Annotated in this window: 16 protein-coding genes; 5 read left to right on the top strand and 11 right to left on the bottom strand. The window is 60.8% G+C overall.

Going from position 1 to position 17,882, the window contains the following annotated elements; translation table 11 throughout:
• Position 1 precedes the first annotated feature (1 nt).
• Together rsmH and WC529_04510 are read left to right on the top strand one after the other, a co-directional pair.
• The gene (gene rsmH / locus WC529_04515) at positions 2-877 is read left to right on the top strand and encodes a 16S rRNA (cytosine(1402)-N(4))-methyltransferase RsmH (GenBank protein ID MFA5113541.1); all 876 of its coding nucleotides are present in this window, start codon (positions 2-4) and stop codon (positions 875-877) included.
• On the top strand, positions 874-1,188 hold the full coding sequence (locus WC529_04510) for a hypothetical protein (GenBank protein ID MFA5113540.1): 315 nt from the start codon (positions 874-876) through the stop codon (positions 1,186-1,188). Before rsmH ends, WC529_04510 begins: the two co-directional genes overlap by 4 nt.
• Here WC529_04510 and sppA read toward each other — a convergent pair.
• Positions 1,112-3,487 (bottom strand): signal peptide peptidase SppA, encoded by a 2,376-nt coding sequence (sppA, locus tag WC529_04505; protein MFA5113539.1) that lies wholly within the window; start codon positions 3,485-3,487, stop codon positions 1,112-1,114. The genes WC529_04510 and sppA overlap by 77 nt on opposite strands.
• A 77-nt stretch (positions 3,488-3,564) precedes the next feature.
• Between sppA and gltX the strand changes: the two genes are divergently transcribed.
• Positions 3,565-5,001: a glutamate--tRNA ligase gene (gene gltX, locus WC529_04500; protein ID MFA5113538.1), complete on the top strand. Its 1,437-nt coding sequence runs from the start codon at positions 3,565-3,567 to the stop codon at positions 4,999-5,001.
• 29 nt (positions 5,002-5,030) lie between these two features.
• Positions 5,031-5,450, top strand: a complete 420-nt coding sequence (locus tag WC529_04495) for a hypothetical protein (GenBank protein MFA5113537.1) — start codon at positions 5,031-5,033, stop codon at positions 5,448-5,450.
• A 61-nt stretch (positions 5,451-5,511) separates the two neighbouring features.
• Here WC529_04495 and WC529_04490 read toward each other — a convergent pair whose 3' ends face one another.
• The 8 genes from WC529_04490 to amrB are packed head-to-tail and all read right to left on the bottom strand — an operon-like array spanning position 5,512 to position 12,707.
• Positions 5,512-6,486, bottom strand: a complete 975-nt coding sequence (locus tag WC529_04490; protein ID MFA5113536.1) for a serine/threonine-protein kinase — start codon at positions 6,484-6,486, stop codon at positions 5,512-5,514.
• A 5-nt stretch (positions 6,487-6,491) separates the two neighbouring features.
• Positions 6,492-7,403, bottom strand: coding sequence for a serine/threonine-protein kinase (locus WC529_04485; protein ID MFA5113535.1), 912 nt, complete (start codon positions 7,401-7,403; stop codon positions 6,492-6,494).
• A 25-nt stretch (positions 7,404-7,428) separates the two neighbouring features.
• Positions 7,429-8,364 (bottom strand): hypothetical protein, encoded by a 936-nt coding sequence (locus WC529_04480; protein ID MFA5113534.1) that lies wholly within the window; start codon positions 8,362-8,364, stop codon positions 7,429-7,431.
• A gap of 48 nt (positions 8,365-8,412) precedes the next feature.
• Entirely contained in the window at positions 8,413-9,282 is an 870-nt protein-coding gene (gene argB / locus WC529_04475) for an acetylglutamate kinase (protein ID MFA5113533.1), read from the bottom strand.
• A complete protein-coding gene (gene argJ, locus WC529_04470) occupies positions 9,282-10,373 on the bottom strand; it encodes a bifunctional glutamate N-acetyltransferase/amino-acid acetyltransferase ArgJ (protein ID MFA5113532.1) in 1,092 nt (363 codons plus the stop codon). The genes argB and argJ overlap by 1 nt, the downstream gene beginning before the upstream one ends.
• Complete coding sequence (gene argC, locus WC529_04465; GenBank protein MFA5113531.1) at positions 10,370-11,416, bottom strand: N-acetyl-gamma-glutamyl-phosphate reductase; 1,047 nt, start codon at positions 11,414-11,416, stop codon at positions 10,370-10,372. The genes argJ and argC overlap by 4 nt, the downstream gene beginning before the upstream one ends.
• A complete protein-coding gene (amrA, locus tag WC529_04460) occupies positions 11,413-11,925 on the bottom strand; it encodes an AmmeMemoRadiSam system protein A (GenBank protein MFA5113530.1) in 513 nt (170 codons plus the stop codon). Before amrA ends, argC begins: the two co-directional genes overlap by 4 nt.
• Positions 11,922-12,707 carry an AmmeMemoRadiSam system protein B gene (gene amrB / locus WC529_04455; GenBank protein ID MFA5113529.1) on the bottom strand — a complete coding sequence of 262 codons (786 nt, stop codon included), beginning with the start codon at positions 12,705-12,707 and terminating at the stop codon, positions 11,922-11,924. The genes amrA and amrB overlap by 4 nt, the downstream gene beginning before the upstream one ends.
• 40 nt (positions 12,708-12,747) lie before the next feature.
• Between amrB and glmM the strand changes: the two genes are divergently transcribed.
• Positions 12,748-14,088, top strand: coding sequence for a phosphoglucosamine mutase (glmM, locus tag WC529_04450; protein MFA5113528.1), 1,341 nt, complete (start codon positions 12,748-12,750; stop codon positions 14,086-14,088).
• On the opposite strand, the gene WC529_04445 is transcribed toward glmM, so the two are convergent.
• Together WC529_04445 and WC529_04440 are read right to left on the bottom strand one after the other, a co-directional pair.
• Positions 14,065-15,351: a response regulator gene (locus WC529_04445; protein MFA5113527.1), complete on the bottom strand. Its 1,287-nt coding sequence runs from the start codon at positions 15,349-15,351 to the stop codon at positions 14,065-14,067. The genes glmM and WC529_04445 overlap by 24 nt on opposite strands.
• A gap of 8 nt (positions 15,352-15,359) precedes the next feature.
• The gene (locus WC529_04440) at positions 15,360-17,870 is read right to left on the bottom strand and encodes an ATP-binding protein (GenBank protein ID MFA5113526.1); all 2,511 of its coding nucleotides are present in this window, start codon (positions 17,868-17,870) and stop codon (positions 15,360-15,362) included.
• Positions 17,871-17,882 lie beyond the last annotated feature (12 nt).

Raw genomic sequence — 17,882 nt, 5'->3', positions numbered from 1 at the left:
GATGGCTATCCCGTATCAACATGACCCGGTGCTGGCCGAGCAGGTCGTCGACTATCTCGCTCCGGCCAATGGCAAGGTTATTGTCGATTGCACCCTCGGTGGCGCAGGGCATACCGAGAAACTCAAACTTCAAGCTGCAAACCTCAAAATATTCGGCTTTGACCAGGACAGTGAAGCGATCGCGGCCGCGCAGCAGCGCCTGGCCAAATATAACGACATCGTTTATATCAATGACAACTTTTCCACTCTCAAGGATCACCTCAAAAAGAAAGTCGACGGGTTTCTTTTTGACCTGGGGGTCTCGTCGTACCAGCTGGACGAGCCGGGGCGCGGGTTCAGCTTGAGGGAAGACGGGCCGCTCGACATGCGGATGGACAAACGGCAGAAGCTGACCGCTTTGGAGATCGTTAACCTTTATCCGGCGGACGAGCTGGCCAGGATCATCAAGGAGTACGGCGAAGAGCGGTTCGCCAAACGGATCGCCGAGAAGATCCGCTGGAGCAGGGAAAAGGCGGACGGGACGATCGAGACGACTTTTCAGCTGAAAGCGCTGGTGGAAAAAGCGATCCCGACCTGGAAGAAGCGCGAATCGGTCACCAGGGTTTTCCAAGCTTTAAGGATCGCCGTCAACCGGGAGCTGGACAGCCTGCAAACGGCGCTGACCGACGCCGTGGCACTGCTCAAGCCGGGCGGCCGGATCGTCGTCCTCGCCTACCACTCGCTGGAGGACCGGATCGTGAAGCAAACGTTCAACGCCGCGAAAAAAGCTGGTATACTGACGGTGTTGACCAAGAAGCCGTTGACCGCCGCGGCGGAAGAAATAGCTAAAAACCCGCGGGCGGCCAGCGCCAAACTGAGAGCAGCGGAAAAACTATGAACTTTCGCCTGGCAACTTCGATCCTCGCGTTCTTCCTGCTCCTGGCGGGGATCCATCTTTTTGTCTTCGCCCAGAATATCACGCTGAAATACCGGATCACCGACATTAAAGTGAAGGTCAACGAGCTGAAAGCCGTTAACCGGCAGCTGGGAAGCCAGGTCGCCCGGGGGGAAAACCTTAGTTACGTGGAAGATTACGCCACCGGCCGGCTCGGCATGGTCTATCCCGAGCAGATCACCTATATTGTGGGAACAAGGGAGGTAAGCCCAAAGCCGAGCTTACTCCCTGGCCAACCTGCAACCAGGGACTGACGTCCCGGTAATAGATCAGCCGCGGCTCGCCGGCCAGTTTACTCTCCTGCCTGGCCAGCTCGAGCGCCGCCGCGAACCCGCCCAATTGATCGACCAGTTTGACGCCCAGCGCCTGGGCGCCGGTGTAGACCCGCCCCTGCGCGATCTTCTCCACTTCGGCGGTCGGCAGCTTGCGCCCCGCGGCCACCGTGTTAACAAAATCGCGGTACGATTCTTCCAGCAGCCGGTCGAGCGCCAGCACCTCGACCGAGGTGAACTTGCGCAGGCCGGAGAACATGTCGGAATGACTCCCCTCTTTGACCACTTCGGTGGTGATCCCCAGTTTGCCGAGCAAGCCGGCGAACTGCGGGTAGTAGCCGATCACGCCGATGTGGCCGGTAATGGTGGCCGGATTGGCGACGATCTTGTCCGCGGCGGCGGCGATGTAGTAGCCGCCCGACGCGGCCATCCCGCCCAGCGAGGCGATGACCGGTTTCTTCTTTTCCTGGGCGTATTTGATCGCCTGCACGATCTCGCCGGCCGCGATCGGCGAGCCGCCGGGGCTGTCGATCCGGAGAATGATCGACTTGACGAAGATGTCGTCCGCCGCCTGGCGCAGGTTGCGGACGATCTTGTCGGCGCCGGCCGCCGCGCCGCCGAAGAGGAAGTTCTGCCCGCCGTAACCGGAGACGATCTCCCCGTCGACCTCGATCACCGCCACGCCGAAGACCTGGCTGAAGAGCGAATCGTCCGCCTCCAGCTGCTGCGGCTCGACCAGCTTGACCTCGCCTTTCTCGCCGCAATTCTCGCAGGCGTAGGCCATGACGTCGCGGAAATAGCCGACCTTGTCGACCAGCCCCATTTTCAACGCCAGCCCGGACGGGAAGAACATCCCGTCGCCGATCTCTTTCACTTTTTCGAGCGGCATCTTCCGGCTGGCCGCGATATCGGTCAGCATCTGGCGGTAGAGGTCGCTCACTATCCCCGCCAGCATCGCTTTCTGTTTCTGCGTGGAGGGGGGCGATAACCAGTCGAACGAGCTCTTGTATTCCCCCTTGGTCAGGATCTGCCACTCGACGCCGAACTTCTCGAAGAGCCCGCCGAAGCGGTAGATCTCGATGCTTTTGCCGAAACCGGCGATCCCGGAACCGGGCGCGGCGACGATCTTATCGGCCGCCGAGGCGAGATAATATTCGTCGCCGATCGCCGAGCCTTCGATGTAGGCGATGACCTTTTTCCCTTTCGCCTTGAAGCGCTGCAGGGCGGACCGGATCTCCTGGACCATCGCTTCGCCCCCCAGACCGCCGGAGAAACCGCCGATCCGGAGAATGATCCCGTCCAGGGCGCTGTCTTTTTCCGCGGTCCGGATCTTTTCCAGGACCGAATCGAGCCCCGGCTGGAAACCGCCGAAGAAGCTGTATTCGGTCACTCCCCCTTTCAGGGCGCCGGTCATGTCGATGACGGTGAATTCGATCGGGCTGAACAGGGCGAACGGCCGCTCGCGGTCGAGCGACACTTTTAGCCCCGCTTCAAAGCGCTGGATGTTCGGGCCGGCGGCGGGAAATTGCAAAGCGTAGTCGAACGAAAACGCGGCCAGGTCGAGCGTCAGGCCGGCCGTCGGGGTCGTGCGGTCAAGCCCCCCTCTGACGGCAAAACCTTTGGCCAGGGTCATCTCCAGGCCGAGATGGCCCCAGTTCGGCTGGCTCCGATAGATCTCGGCGTCGGCGGCCAACAGGACCTTGCCGTCGAATAATTTGAGCGCCGCGCCGCCGCGGAGCGAAGCGGGGACGACCCGCTCCCTGGTCGTTAGAATATCCTGGCCGACAACGGCCAGGCGGAGCTGCGGCATGATCCGGGCAAGGAAACCGATATCGCCGGTCCAGCCGTTCCCCGGCACGCCGCCGGTCTGCCAATTTTGCGCTTTATAGTTCGCTCCCCAGCTAAACCAGCCGGAACGGTTGCCGAGGCCGAGGGCGGAAAAAGCGAGGTGGTCGCCGTTCTTGGCGGTCGCTTTCCCTGCGACGTAGCCGAGAAAGCCGAGTTTAACGGCGGTAAAGCCGTATTCGTTGTTGACCTGCTGGGAATCGAGGTTGCCGATCGTGTAGCCGAGGCCGGGCTCGGCGAGGCCGGCGGGATTATAAAAGACCGCGCTGGCGTCATTGGCCACCGCGGCGAACGCGCCCCCCATCCCGAGCGCCCGGACGCCAACGCCTTCTTTAATGACCAGATCGCCCAGCTCCGTCGCCTGTGCGGAAAATGCTAATATCGAAATGCTAAATACTAAACAAATCCCAAATAATAACGGCCAATTTCCAAACATTGAAAAATTTGGATTTAATAATTGTTTAGCATTTAGTATTTCGAGCTTAGTATTTCTCATATGTTATACTATTATATATGGTAAGAGTCCGCTTTGCACCCTCCCCGACCGGCGCGCTGCATATCGGCGGCGCCCGGACCGCTCTTTACAACTGGCTCTTTGCCCGGCACCACGGCGGCAAGTTCATCCTGCGGATCGAAGATACCGACCGGGAACGGTCGACGCTCGAGTCCAACCAGGCAATCTTTCACGGCCTGGAATGGCTCGGTCTCGACTGGGACGAAGGGCCCAACGTCGACGGCCCTTTTGGCCCCTACTACCAGACCGAACGATTGGCTATCCACCAGCAACACGCCGAGCAGCTGGTCAAGGCGGGGAAAGCTTACTATTGTTTCTGTTCGGCCGAAGAACTGAAACAGAAACGGGCGGCAGCGGAAGCGCGCAAGGAAGCGCCGCGGTACGACGGCCACTGCCGCAAGCTGACAGAAGAGGAGATCAAGGCGAAGCTGGCGAGCGGCGCGCCGAAAGTGGTCCGCTTTATGCTCCCGCCGGTCGGTGAAGCGGTGGTCAACGACCAGATCCGCGGCAAAGTCGTCTTTAAGAACGAAGTGCTCGACGACTTTGTCATCCTCAAGTCCGACGGGTTCCCGACCTACAACTTCGCCTGCGTGCTGGACGATCACCTGATGGAGATCACCGACGTGATCCGGGGCGACGACCACCTCTCCAACACGCCGCGGCAGATCCTTTTATACGAAGCCTTTGGCTGGACGCCGCCCAAGTTCGCCCATATCCCGATGATCCTGGGGAAAGACAAGGCGCGGCTGTCCAAGCGGCACGGCGCCACCTCGGTGATCGACTACAGCGCGCTCGGTTACTTACCCGAAGCGATGCTCAACTACATCGCCAAGCTCGGCTGGGGCTATAAAGACCAGGAAGTTTTCTCGCGGCAGGAGCTGATCGAGCTTTTTTCGCTCGACGGGGTCAACAAGAGCGCGGCGGTCTTCGATCTGGACAAGCTCAACTGGCTCAACGGCCAGTATATCCGGAGCATTTTACCGGAGCGGCTGTTCGACCTGTGCGAGCCGCTGCTGATCAAAGCGTACGGCACGCACGACCTGCCCTATTTAAAGAAAGTGGTCGCCGTTTTCCACGACCGGCTTGTCCTGATCCCCGACATCGTCCCATTATCGACCTATTTTTTTAAAGATGACTTTGCATATGATCCTAAAGGAGTGGAAAAGCACTTTAAAACAGCTAACGCCAAACAGATACTGGAAACCTTAAAAGAGCGGCTAGCGAAACTTGAACCGTTCACGAAAGAACAGATCGAGCCCGTTTTCAAGAACCTGGCGACCGAACTGAACGTTAAGCTCGGGGTGATTATCCACCCCTGCCGCCTCGCCCTCTCCGGCCGCCTGGAAACACCGCCGATGTACGACGTCGTGGAGATCTTGGGGAAAGAGCGGGTTGCTACCCGGCTCGACCGGGCTTTAGCCGGTCTGGCCGGATAATATTGCACCACAAAAAGGAGGTGAAACAGATGAAGAGATTAGCTTTATTCGTTCTGGGGTTGGCACTGCTCCTCGCTCCGGTCAGCGCCCAGGCGTTGATGGTCGGCGATTGGGGCGGCTGGGCGACGGTCGGCACGCAGTTCAACGAGAACATTTCCGGTTACTTGGGTTACAGTTATTTTAACCCGACTAACTGGCTGCTCGTGAAGGCCGACTACAACCTGGCGAAGCTGGGCGACGTCCAGACGAAAGTGGGCGCCAACTTCGAGTTGACTTCCCCGGACTCCGGAAGTTCCCTGGGCCTGAGCTGGGGCATTTCGGCGATGATGGTGAAGAACCTAATGATCGGGACCGACCTGATCCTGGTCAGGTTCAACCGCAATGCCGGCGGCGGCGGGACGACCGACATTATCCCGGCGGCGGTCATGGTCGCGCAATTGCTCCTTTGATCCTTGTGCCATTTAGAAGGGCTTTCATGCCGCCTCGAGCGATGAAAGCCCTTCTTGCCGTTTAAAGGGGAGTGAACGGCACGGTGTCACCCGCGACGTTGACCTTGTCCGGCGATCCGGCCGTTCTCTCCGCTCCCGCCTCGTCCAGTCCCTTGATCAACTCCCACTCAACCAGGTCGGGATCGGCCAGGCGCCGGCTTTCTTCGGGCTCCAATAATTTGTACAGCAAATAATGCAGGAACGACGGCACGCGCTTGAGATTCTCGGCGCCAAGCGGATGCCCGCTTTCCGGGAAAGAGACGCCCATAAAACCGCCGCCGACCCGGATCTGCCTGACGTAAGGGAACTGGCCGGTCAACGCCTCATACAACGAAACGCCGAGGGCAAAATAGTCGGCCGCCAGGGAAGCGGCCCCGGTCCCGCAGGCGATCAGCTCCGGCGCGGCGTAGCCGGGCGTGCCGCTGTAGTTCCAGTCGGAGCAGACGTCGTGCGGCCGGTTCCGGTCTTTGGCCAGGCCGAAATCGAACAATTTGGCGACGCCGTCGGGCGTGATCATGATATTGGTCGGTTTCAAGTCGCGGAGGATGATCCCTTCCCCGTCGAGATAACGGAGCGCGTTGACCAGCTGCCAGCCGACGACGAGCGTTTCCAGCGGCGACAGCCGCAAATGGCCGAGCAGTCGGCCGGGGATGAGCTCTTCGACCAGATAATCGGGGCCGCCGGCGACCAATCTGACGATATTGGGATGGTTGAGCCGCTTAAGGATCCCGGTTTCCCAGCGGACAATATGGTCATCCTGGCGGGAGTGCATCCGCTTGACCGCCACCGGCTGTCCGCTTTCCCGGTCGGTCGCCTGATAAACGCTGGAAAGCCTGGTCCCGGCGAGCAGCTGATCGATCCGGAACCGCCGGTCCAGGTTTGATATTTTGTCGATCGGGCTTCCGCTCCGCACCCCCGCGGCCCGGACATGCTCCGCCAGGACCGCCTGCCCGTTGAAATATTTAAACCCCAAACGGAGGAATCGCGCTTTGTTCACGACCGTCATCCCGCCGCCTCCACCAAGCCCCCGAGGATCTCCCGCTGGACCAGGTCGGGATCGGCCAGGCGCTCGCTCGGTTCGGGCTCCAACAATTTGTACAGCAAAGAGTGCAGGAACGGCGGAACATCTCGGAGATTTTGCCAGTTCAGGGGATGCCCGCATTCCGGCCAAGAGACTGCTACCCGCTCTCCGTTATTGATCACGATCTCCCGTTCCAGCGGGAAGCGCCTGGTCAACGCTTTATATAGCGTGATCCCCAGGGCGAAAAAGTCGGCCGACGGCAAAGCATACCCGGCGCCGGCGCGGATCAGCTCCGGCGCGGCGAATTCCGGCGTGCCGATAAAATAATCGCCCTCGCAGAGATCTCTGCGCCGGCCCAGATCTCTGGCCAGACCCAGATCGAACAATTTGACGGTGCCGTCCGGCCCGACCATGATATTGTTCGTCTTCAGGTCGCGGAGCACAATGTCCTGCCGGTGGAGATAACGGAGCGCGTTGACCAGCTGGCTGCCGACGACCAGCGTTTCGAGCGGCGTCAGCCGCATTTTTTCCAGGAGCACGCCGGGCAGGAACTCTTCGACCAGATACCTTGACCGGCCGGCGATCAGGCCGACAAGATTGGGATGCCGGAGCCGCTCGAGGAGATCGCCCTCCCACCTGATCAAAAAGTCAAAGTGATAGTTAAGCGCCCTTTTGATCACCACCGGCCGGCCGCTTTCCCGGTCGGTGCCGAGATAAACGCGCGACCCCTTGGTCGATTCGAGCAAGCGTTCGGGCCGGTAACGCGGCTCCAGCTCCGGTATTTTGCCGGCCGGCCTCCCGCGCCGCAGCCGCTGGGCGCCGACTTTCTCCGCCAGCTGCGCCTGCCCGGAAAAGTATTTATGGCCTATTTTAAAGAATCTCGTGATGTTCATTTTAATTGCGCGCGCTAAAACGCCGTCACAGCGAATATTCCAGGTAAATGAGCGCGGCCAAATCCCGCACCTCGGCAAGGCTGTCCGACCGCATTCTGATGATGAGTTGCTGCTGCTGGTCGTTCAGCCGGTTGCCGGGCCGGTCGTTGAGCCGGCAGAATATTTTGTAAGCCAGCCGGTGGTCGGGCAAACCGATCAGCGCCAGCGCGCGGAAGGCGACAAAAAGATTGATATCGTCCCAATCCCCCTCTTCGCCGACCCGGACCCGCTCGGCCACCTGCAAACCGATCTCCGCCACTTTAGCGGCCAGGTCGTGGGCTTCCCCTCTGCCGGCCAGGGCATGGAGCGCCCGCAGGGCGAGCCGTTCGTCGGCGGCTTTGGCCAGTTCGCGCAGTGTTTTCTGGACTTCCAGCGTCCGGAAATGGACAAGCTGGTCGACGGCCGCCAGAGCGCAATCCAGGATACCGCCTGCGGCGATCTGCAGCAGTTCGCCAACGGCTCCCTCGCGGCGGAGGACGACCATATGTTCTTCGATCGTTCTGACCGGGCCGGAGAGCAGTCTTCCCATGAGGAGGAAATCGGCGAACTTAAGGCGGTTTCCCTCCGGGCCCATTTCGCTCGCGTCAGAAATTATGAAAGCCATAAAGTCGTTCTTTTCGCCGACGATGAAACGCGGGTAAAGTTTAAGCGTTGGCCGGTGCCAGGTTTCAAAGACGACCAGGCTGCCGTCGAGGAGGCGGTTACCGAGCTGATCGAGGTCTTTGATCCCCTCGTCCTTCAACGCGCGGGCGAACCGCTTATCGGCGCTTAACCGGATGGCGGTTTGCAGCGAGACCGCGTAGCTCGATTCTTTATGAAAGATCGGGTGCAGGGAGCGTTTCGCCCCGCGCAGCTCCATGATCGGATGCACGATGACGTTGCCGCCGCCGTTCCCATTCCCGCCTATTTTTCTCGGTCCCATACGGATTTTTATCGAGGAGATTAGGCGGGGATTTCAGAGAGAAAACGCTTACTTAACCACCATGGTCCCAATACCATGGTCGGTGAACAATTCGAGGAGGATCGCGTGCGGGAGGCGGCCGTCGATAATATGGGCGGTTTTGACGCCTTTGCGCAAAGCGTATAAACACGATTTGACCTTGGGGATCATCCCGCCGGAAATACTGCCGTTCTTGATCATCTTCTGCGCTTTATAAGTATTGACGTTGGAGACCAGCTTGCCGTGGTTGTCTAGCACGCCGTTGACGTCGGTCATCATGATCAGCTTTTCCGCCTTTAAATAAGCGGCAATGGCCGCGGCCGCCTTATCGGCGTTAATGTTGTAGACCCCGCCCCGCTTGCCGACCCCGATCGAGGTCAACACCGGGATGTAGCCGAGCTTCATCCATTTATTGAGGAACCGGTAGCGGATCCCGCCGACCTGGCCGGTGAAGCCGAGATCGATCTTGTTGCCGTTCTCATCCTTCTTCCAGTACTTGAACGCCTTGATCACGCGCCCCTTCTTGCCGTAGAACCCCTTCGCCTTGCCGCCGGCCTTCTTGATCAGCGAGACGATCTGCTGGTTGATCTTTTCGCCCAGCACCTTCTGGACGATCTTCATCGTCTCCTTGTCGGTGACGCGGTAGCCGCCGCTGAACTTCGGCTCGATCCCGCTCTTGCGCAGGTATTTGTTGATCTCCGGCCCGCCGCCGTGGACCAAAACCGGCTCCATACCGCACATCTTGAGGAGGACAACGTCCTGGATCACGCCCTGCTTAAGCTCTTCGCTCTGCATCGCCGCGCCGCCGTATTTAACGACGATCGTCTTGCCGTTGAACTTGGTCAGGTACGGCAAAGCTTCCAAAACCGCGTTCGCTCTTTTGATTAAATGCCTAAACATTATGTATGATAGTCCGCGTTGATCTTGACATATCCCTCAGTGAGATCGCAACCCCAGGCGGTCGCTTTGGCCTTGCCGGTCCCCAAGTCACAGGTCACGATGCTCTCTTTCTTCCCAAATTTAATATCCGCTTTCATCCGGTCCTGGTCGAGCTTGGCGCTGGTCTGACCAACCGCCGCGTAAACGCGGCCGAGATTGTAATCGCGCCCATAGATCGCGCATTTAAGGAGATCGGAGCCGGCGATCGCCCGCGCGGCGATCCGCGCTTCTTTCTCATTGCGCGCCCCGCTGACCCGGACCTCGATCAACTGCGTCGCCCCTTCCCCATCTCTGGCGATCTCTCTGGCCAGATGAATGCAAACTTGCTCGAGCGCGGCGTAGAACCGCTTGTCGGCTTTCTTGCCGGACATCCCGTTCGCTAAGGCGAATACACAATCATTAGTCGATTGGCACTGGTCGACGGTCATCATGTTGAACGAATTGTCGACCGCCTTGGCCAGCATCTTTTGCAGCAAAGCGCGCGGGACGACGGCGTCGGTCGTGATAAAAGCATGCATGGTAGCCATATTGGGGTGGATCATCCCCGCCCCTTTGGCAACGCCGGCCACGGTGTAGCCGCCGACCTTAATGGCGATCTCCTTGGGCCGGGTATCGGTCGTCATGATCGCCCGGGCGACGTCATGCCCCCCTTTGGTGGAAAGCTTGAGTGCCAGCGGCCGGATGGCCGGAATGATGTTTTTCATCGGCAAAAACTTGCCGATCGAACCGGTGGAAGTGACCAGAACGTGCTTGTCGTTGATCCCGAGGATCCGCGCCGTCTCCCGGACCATGGTCTTGGCGTCGCTTAAGCCCTGTTTCCCGGTGCCGCAGTTGGCGTTCCCGGCGTTACTGATGATCGCCTGGCAGTAGCCGGACTTGATCTGCTGCATGGAAACGAGGATCGGCGCCGCTTTGAACTGGTTGCCGGTAAAAACGGCGGCCGCCACAGCGGGAACTTCGGAGTAAACCAAAGCGAGGTCGGGTTTTCCCGATTGCTTGATGCCGGCGATGATCGAGGCGCCGGCAAACCCCTGGGGCGCGGTGATCGTCATGGATAGAGGGCGATCGCCTTGAGCCCGGTCGTCTCCTCCAGGCCGCAAATGAGGTTCATGTTCTGGACCGCCTGGCCGGCCGCCCCTTTGACGAGATTGTCGATCACCGACATGACGATGACCGTGCCGCTCTCGCTGTTGATCGAGAGGGCGATGTCGCAGTAATTCGTCCCGGCGACGTTCTTGGTGCACGGTTCGCCGCTCTCGTAAACGCGCACGAACGGCGCATCTTTGTAGAAATCTTTATATAACTCAATTAAGTTTCGAATTTCGGTTTTCGGATTTCGCAATTTCCCGTAGCAGGTCGCGTGAATGCCGCGGGTCATCGGCATCAGGTGCGGAACAAAGGTGACGTTGACCGGCTGGCCGGCAAGCTTGCCGACCTGGTAGCTGACCTCCCCCATGTGGCGGTGGTTGTTGACGGCGTAAGCCATGACTCCTTCGTTCCGCTCGCAATAGTGGACCTTGAGGTTGACGCCGCGCCCGGCGCCGGAGACGCCCGATTTGGCGTCGACAACGATCGAACCGAGGTCGATCAGGCCGTTCTTGACCAGCGGCGCCAGGCCAAGGATCGAGGCGGTCGGATAACAGCCGGGATTGCCGATCAGCCGCGCTTTCTTGATCTCCTCTTTATACAGCTCCGGTGAACCGAAGACCGCTTCGGAGAGGACCGCCTTGTCGGGATGATCGAGGTTGTACCATTTCTTAAAGACCGCTTCGTCGTGGAAACGATAGTCGGCGCCGAGGTCGACGACCTTTTTGCCGGCCTTGATCATCTTGGGAACGTAATTGATGGCGATGCCGTGCGGCAAGGCGAGGAAGACAAGGTCAACTTCCGGCAGTTTGGCGTCAAGCTCGGCCAGGGTCGTGCAGACCAGGTCGCAGATCCCGCGCATTTGCGGATAAAGCTCCGCGATGCTCTTCCCTTTATGCGCGTCTTCGGACATCAGCCAAATGACTTTCGCTTCCGGGTGGCGGAGCAGGATCGACAGCAGAGTCACTCCCGCGTAACCACCGGCGCCAACTATCCCGATCTTGATCATTTATATCTCCTCACTTTGAACTTAAATAATTCTACAGCTTCACCGGGAGAAATGCCACCTTTTCTCCGGCAAATAGCGATCTGTTGTTCCGGGGTATCGACCCCCGGCAGGTCGGGCAGCAGCAAGCCGCGCCGGTTCCCGGCCTTGACGATGATGCCGTACTCTTTGGCGTTCAGCTCCGCGACCGACTTGGCCGGTTCGGGGGCGGAGAGGACGTCGACGTTGATCTCGAGGTCGGCCAGCTCGTCCGCCGTCAGCGGCGCAAAGCGCGGATCGCGGGTCGACGATTCGATCGCGTTGCGAATGATCTCGCTGGCGACGTTCTCCGTCGTCGGGCCGAACGTCCCGATGCAACCGCGCAGGTCGCCCTGCCGGTGGAGCGAGACAAAAACGCCGGCCTGCTCCTTCATCTCCGGGGTCAGCTCCTTGGGCGGCTTGATCAGCTTCTCTTCCTTGAGGTAAGTCTCGATCGTCTTGCGGGCTAATTGGACCAGGGGGTGTTCGCTCATGACTGCGGCTCAAGCGCGGCGACCATATAACCAACGCCGAACGGCCCTTCGTAAGAGAGAACTTCGGACTTGACCTTTTGGCCGTCGAGCGCGCCGAGAAGGATGGCGATCGACCAGAGCGCGTCCTGCCCCGCTTCGTCGGCCAGGGCGGGATCGAACTTAAGTATCCCGTTGACGTCGTAATTTTTGACCAGCTCGACCAGCTGTTCGTCGAACTCTTTCCCTTTGGGGGAAAAACCGCTCGGCGCGCCGGGCGTTAAGCGGTGCGACATGTCGGCCGAGGCGATCAGGCAGACCTTGCGGCCGAGGCGATCGGCCGTCTTGGCCAGCGACTTGCCGAACTCGTACAGTTTGGAGAGCGGCATAAAGGCGACCGCGATCGGCAGGACCGGTTTTTTGACGCCGGCGGCGGTCGGATAATAGAGCGGGACGAGGACGCCGTGATCGAGGATCGTTTCCGGGCTGGCGGTCGCCAGGTGCGTGTCTTTGACGATGGCTAACCCGAGCTGCGGGTCGCCCTTGAAGGTAAAGTTCGGCTTGGCCATCCCGAAGGCGCCGAAGTTCCCTTCAAAAACGTGGCCGGTGTAGACCGGGACCGAGGCCTGGCCGACGTCGCCGTGCGGCGTGACAACGACAATCGTGTCGCAGGCGCAGTTTTTGATCCGGCGGGAGAGCTCTTCGAGGGCTTGCTTGCTTTTATCCGCGTCCTTCAAGCGTTCTTTACCGATCGCGGGGACCAGGATCGGCGGATGCGGCATGATTGCGCCAAAAACTATGCTCATTTTGATTCTGATATTATAATAATGTATGATATTAGTCAACATGACATTGAAAATCTCCATCTCCGGCGTGCGCGGTTACGTACCGGACTCGTTAACCCCCGAAGTTTGCCTCGACCTGGCCAAGGCGTTCGGCACCTACCTGCGCGGCGGCAAAGTGGTGATCGGGACCGACCCGCGGGCCTCGTCGGAGTTCATCAAGGGGATCGTTTTCTCCGGCCTGCTGGCGACCGGCTGCGAAGTGGTCGACATCGGCATCTGCCCGACGCCGACCGTCGGCATCATGGTCCGCAAGCTGAAGTGCGCCGGCGGCATCGTGGTAACGGCGTCGCACAACCCCCTCCCCTGGAACGGCCTCAAGTTCATGCGCGAAGACGGCATCTTCCTGAACGAGGGGCAGGCGCGGCGCTTTTTGAAGTTTTACGAGAGCAAGTATTTCAAGCTGCGGCCGGCGAGCAAAGGGGTCAGCGCCAACGCGACCGGGATCGCCACCCACATCGCCCTGGTCCTGAAAACGGTCAAGCCGGCGGCGATCCGCAAAAAGAAGTTCAAGGTCGCGGTCGACGCCTGCAACGGCGCCGGCTCGGTCGCCATGATCAAGCTGCTGGAAAAGCTCGGCTGCAAGGTGTTCGCGATCAACGTCAATCCCCGCCTCCCCTTCCCGCACAATCCCGAACCGACCCCGGAGAACCTGAGCGAACTGCGCGAGCTGGTCCGGCTGAAGAAAGCCGACATCGGCTTTGCCATGGACTCCGACGCCGACCGGTTGGCGGTGGTGGCGGAGAACGGCGAAGCGCTCGGCGAAGAGGCGACGCTCGCCCTGGCGGTCAAATTCCTCCTGAGCCGCCAGTCGGTCCTGGGGCGGTATAAAAGGATCGTGACCGTTAACCTTTCCACCAGCCGGATGATCGACGACATCTGCCGGGAGAACGGCGCCCTGGCGATCCGGACCAAGGTCGGCGAGGTCCACGTCGCCGAAGAGCTGAAAAAACTCGGCGGGCTGGTCGGCGGCGAAGGGAACGGCGGCGTGATCTTTCCGCCGGTCGGGTTCAACCGCGACTCCTTGAGCGGCGCCGCGCTCCTCCTGAATTACCTGGCGGTCTCCGGCAAAACGCTGACCCAGCTGGCCGCCGAGCTCCCCCGCTACGCCATGGTCAAAAGCAAAGTGGAGTGCCGGAGCCTGGACGAGGCGAACGACCTGGTCGAAAAAACGAAGGAAATCTTCAAAGGCGAAGATATGATCCTGACCGAAGGGGTAAAAGTGGTTTTTCCTGACGGCTGGGTCCACGTCCGCGCTTCCAACACCGAGCCGATCATCCGGATCATGGCCGAGGCCAGGGACCGGGACCGGGCCGCCGCCTTAGTTAGACGGATCGGCGTTTAATTCCGCCAGCCGCTCGGTCAAGACCGTTCTCGGCAGGTCGAGAAAACGGGCCATGGCCCCGGTATCCCCGCCGCTCTTAGCCAGCAGCGCCGCGAACAGCTCCGCTTCGTAAAGCTTCCGGGCTTCCCCCAGCGCATAAGCCCCGCTCGCCAGCGCCCGTTTAGCCGCCGCGCCGGCCAGCATTTCGTTCTCGATCGGCAGGTCGCCCAGGCCGATCGTGCCGCCGCCGGTTTTCAGGACCGCCGCTTCCAGCAGGGCCGCCAGCTCCGCGTAATTGCCGGGGTAATCGTAGAGCGCCAGCAGCGCCAGCGCCTCCGGCGCCACGCCGGCGATCGTCTTATTGTGCTCCCGCGCGAAAAGGCGCAGGTAACCTTCGAGCAGCAGCGGCAGGTCTTCTTTGCGGTCGCGCAGCGGCGGAACGGTCAGCTGGAAAAAGCCGTTCAGGTCGAGCTTGCCGGCCGCCTGTCCGTCGGAGAGCGCCACCAGGCAGACGATCTCTTTGTCCAATTTCCCTTTGCGCTCCCGGAAGAGGGTCAAAATACTGGACTGGAAAGCGCCGTCCAGCCGGGAGAAGCCGGTCAGCAGCAGGGTCCCGGTCCGGTCTTCCTCGGTCTGCGGCGATTTGCCGTCGGGCTCCGCCATCAGCTCCTGGACCGTCGTCCAGAAATGGGCTTCCAGCTCCGGCCGGTTGAACGAGCCGAGATCGAGCTCCGCGACCTTGCGCCGCGGCCGGTTGCCCCGAACGTGCAGATGTTCGGCTACCGCCCGGGCGTCGATGCCGCGCTCCGCCAAGAGCGCGATGTTCCGGCCCTGGCGCAGGGCGGTCTCGGCCGCCTGATAAAAATTCTCCAGCGCCGCGCCGGCCCCTTGCAGCCATAAAGCCCCGGCCCGGCCGGGCAATTGCCGGGGCACGGCCAGAACGGCGTCGATCGCCTGCCGGAGCTGTTCCGGCAGGAGCGGTTTTTTCAGGAAATCGGCGACGCCGAGCTTGGCCGCGGCGACCGCCAGCGGAATGTCGTTGTCGGCCGCCAGCATGATGACCGGCGTCCGGGGAGCGGCTAAACGGAGCTGGCGGAAAAAGGGGAACGATTCGCCGCCGGGGAGATCGTGATCGAGGATGATCAGGTCGGGCCGTTCGGACTGAAGGAGGGGCAACGCCTGCTGCCGGTCCGCCGTTTGCGCCAGCGCGTAACCCGGCGCGGCCTGCTTGACCGTCGCGGCGGTCCTGGCCTCGGCACTGATCAATAACAGCTTCCTCTCCATTGCCTTGATTATAACAACCCCTGGCTCACGGGTAAAGTCACGGTGAAGGTCGTCCCCTTCCCCGGCTGGCTTTCCACGTCAATGAACCCCTTGTGGCCGTCCACGATGCTGTGCGAGATCGTCAGCCCAAGCCCGGTCCCGCCGTACTTGGTGGTAAAGAACGGGTCGAACAGTTTTTTCTGCATCTCTTCCGAGATGCCGTGGCCGGTGTCGGCGACCTGGACCTTGATCGCCTGCAGCTGGTCGTCGACCTTCCGCCCCGGCAGGGTCGCCACCGTCAGCTCGCCCCCTTCGGGCATCGCCTGGATGGCGTTCAGGATCAGGTTGGAAAAGACCTGCGCGAGCTGGTTCTTGTCGATGTCCACCGGCGGCAGCTCGGCAAAGCGGCGGACGATCTTGACGCCGCTGTCGGCCGCTTTGCTGGCGAAATATTTCAGGTCTTCTTCCAGGATGTCCTCGATCCGCGTTTTTTCGAAGCTGAGCGCCGTCGACCGGGCGAAGCCGAGCAGGCTTTCCACGATCCGGTCGATCCGGTCGATCTCCCGCGGCAGGATCTCCCCTAATTTCTGCCGGTACTCCGGGTCGTTGATCTTGAGCGGCAGCAGCTGGGCAAAGACCTTCATCGAAGAGAGCGGGTTCTTGATCTCGTGGGCCATCCCCGCCGCCATCGTCGCCAGCGCGGTCAGTTTGTCCGCCCGGCGGATCTTGTCCTCCAGCTCCTTGAGCTCCGTCAGGTCCTGGATCGACAGGAGCGCGCCGCTCTTTTTCCCCTGGCTGTCGCGCAGCAGCGTGGACGAGAGGGCGACCGGCACCAGCCCCCGCTCCGGCGAGCTGATCCCGGTCTCGTAGTTCAGGCACGGCGCCCCTTTCAGCGTGGCGTCGATCGCCTGGCTCACGGCCCCGCGCTTCCCCCAGAGCTCTTCGCAGTTGCGCCCCAGGACGTCGCCGCTTTGCCGGCCGGTGATCCGCTCCGCCATCGGGTTGTAGGTCACGATCCGGCCGCGAACGTCGGTGGTGATCACCCCGTTGGTCATGCTCTCCAGGATCTCTTCGTTGTAGTTCTTGACCGTCAGCACTTCGTCGTAGAGCCGGGCGTTCTCCAGGGCGACCGCCGTCTGGTTCGCCAGCGTGGTCAGCAAGGCCAGGTCTTCCGCCGTAAAGATATCGCCGGACAGCTTGTTGCCCAGGGCGATGATGCCGATCAATTCGTCCTGGGAGATGATCGGCAGCCAGACCGAGATGCCGAGCCGTTCCATCGCGTCGCCGACGATCGGGTCCTCGATCTCTTCCCGGACCAGGACCTCCCGCGTCGCCGCCAACCGGGTGATGATCGGGTTCTTGGCGTCGATCTCGATCCGTTTATAGCGCGGCAGGTTCAGGGGGATCGAGCGGAAATGCTCCCGCTCCGGCAGCAGGAAAGAGATCTCCGAGATCTTCATCGTGTCCAGAAAAGAGGTGACGATCAGGCTGGAAAGTTCTTCCAGCTTGATCACCGAAGCGATCTGTTGGCTGATCCGGCTCAAGGTCTTCTGGTAGTCGTAGCGCCAGCGGAAAAAGATCCGGTCGGTAAAGTTCTGGAACAGGTGGACCAGCGGCTGGTAGACCATGGCGATGACCAGGGCGGCCAGCGCGGTGACGAGCAGCGACGAGTAGCCGAGGACCCGGCGCAGGTAGAGCTCCGAGACCATCACCGCCAGGGCGTAGACCGACATGATCAGCAGGGTAACAAGCGCGTAGACCGCGCTCCGCTGGATCACGACCTCGATGCTCATCAGCCGGTGCCGGACGATCGCGTAAGAGATGATCCCCAGCGTGATGATCAGAGCAAAAGGCCCGATCCCGGCCAGGTCGGAATAACCGAGCAGCGGCAGGACCAGGTTGGTGATCATCGGGAAGGCCGTGCCGACCAGGAAGCCGAAAAAGACGTAGCCGATCTGGAGCCGGATCGCGCCGGAATAGCGCCGGTACTTGACGATCAGCCGGTAAAAGGAGAACAGCATCAAGCCGATAAAGTAGATCAGGAACAGCGGGAAAAGCCGGCCGGGCACGAAGTGGAGCCGGCCGCCGGTCTCCGCCACCCCGCTGACCAGGAAGCGGGAGAACGACAGGGCGGCAAACCCCAGCGCCGAAAGGACCAAGGCCGCGGCGGCCGGCGTTTCCGGAAGCTTTTCTTCCTTGGAAAAATGATAAGTAAAATACAGGAACAGGGCCGGGATCAGCGCGGCGGCCACCGACGCCACTTTGCTAAAGGCCAGGACGGCCGCGGCCGAAGCGGCGGTGCTGTACAGGAAGATCGCGACCGTCCAGACGGCGCCCAGGGCGGCGATCAGCGCGAAGATCAGATTGGTCCCGCTCCGCCGGTTATTGATCAGGACGAACGCGGCCAGCGCCAAATTCGCCAGCACGATGTAGAGCGGGGGGAGGAATTGCAGGTTGCGCGTCAGCAGCAGTCCAGCGGTCCCTAACACGGCGCTAACGCCGAAAATAACGTTGCTGATAAATTGTGGTGATAACCGCATGGAACTCCGATA

The sequence above is a fragment of the Candidatus Margulisiibacteriota bacterium genome, assembly GCA_041650855.1.
Lineage (GTDB): Bacteria > Margulisbacteria > WOR-1 > O2-12-FULL-45-9 > XYB2-FULL-48-7 > JALOPZ01.
The sequence above is the reverse complement of the archived record's forward strand: the minus strand, read 5'-3'. Positions and strand labels throughout refer to the sequence as shown.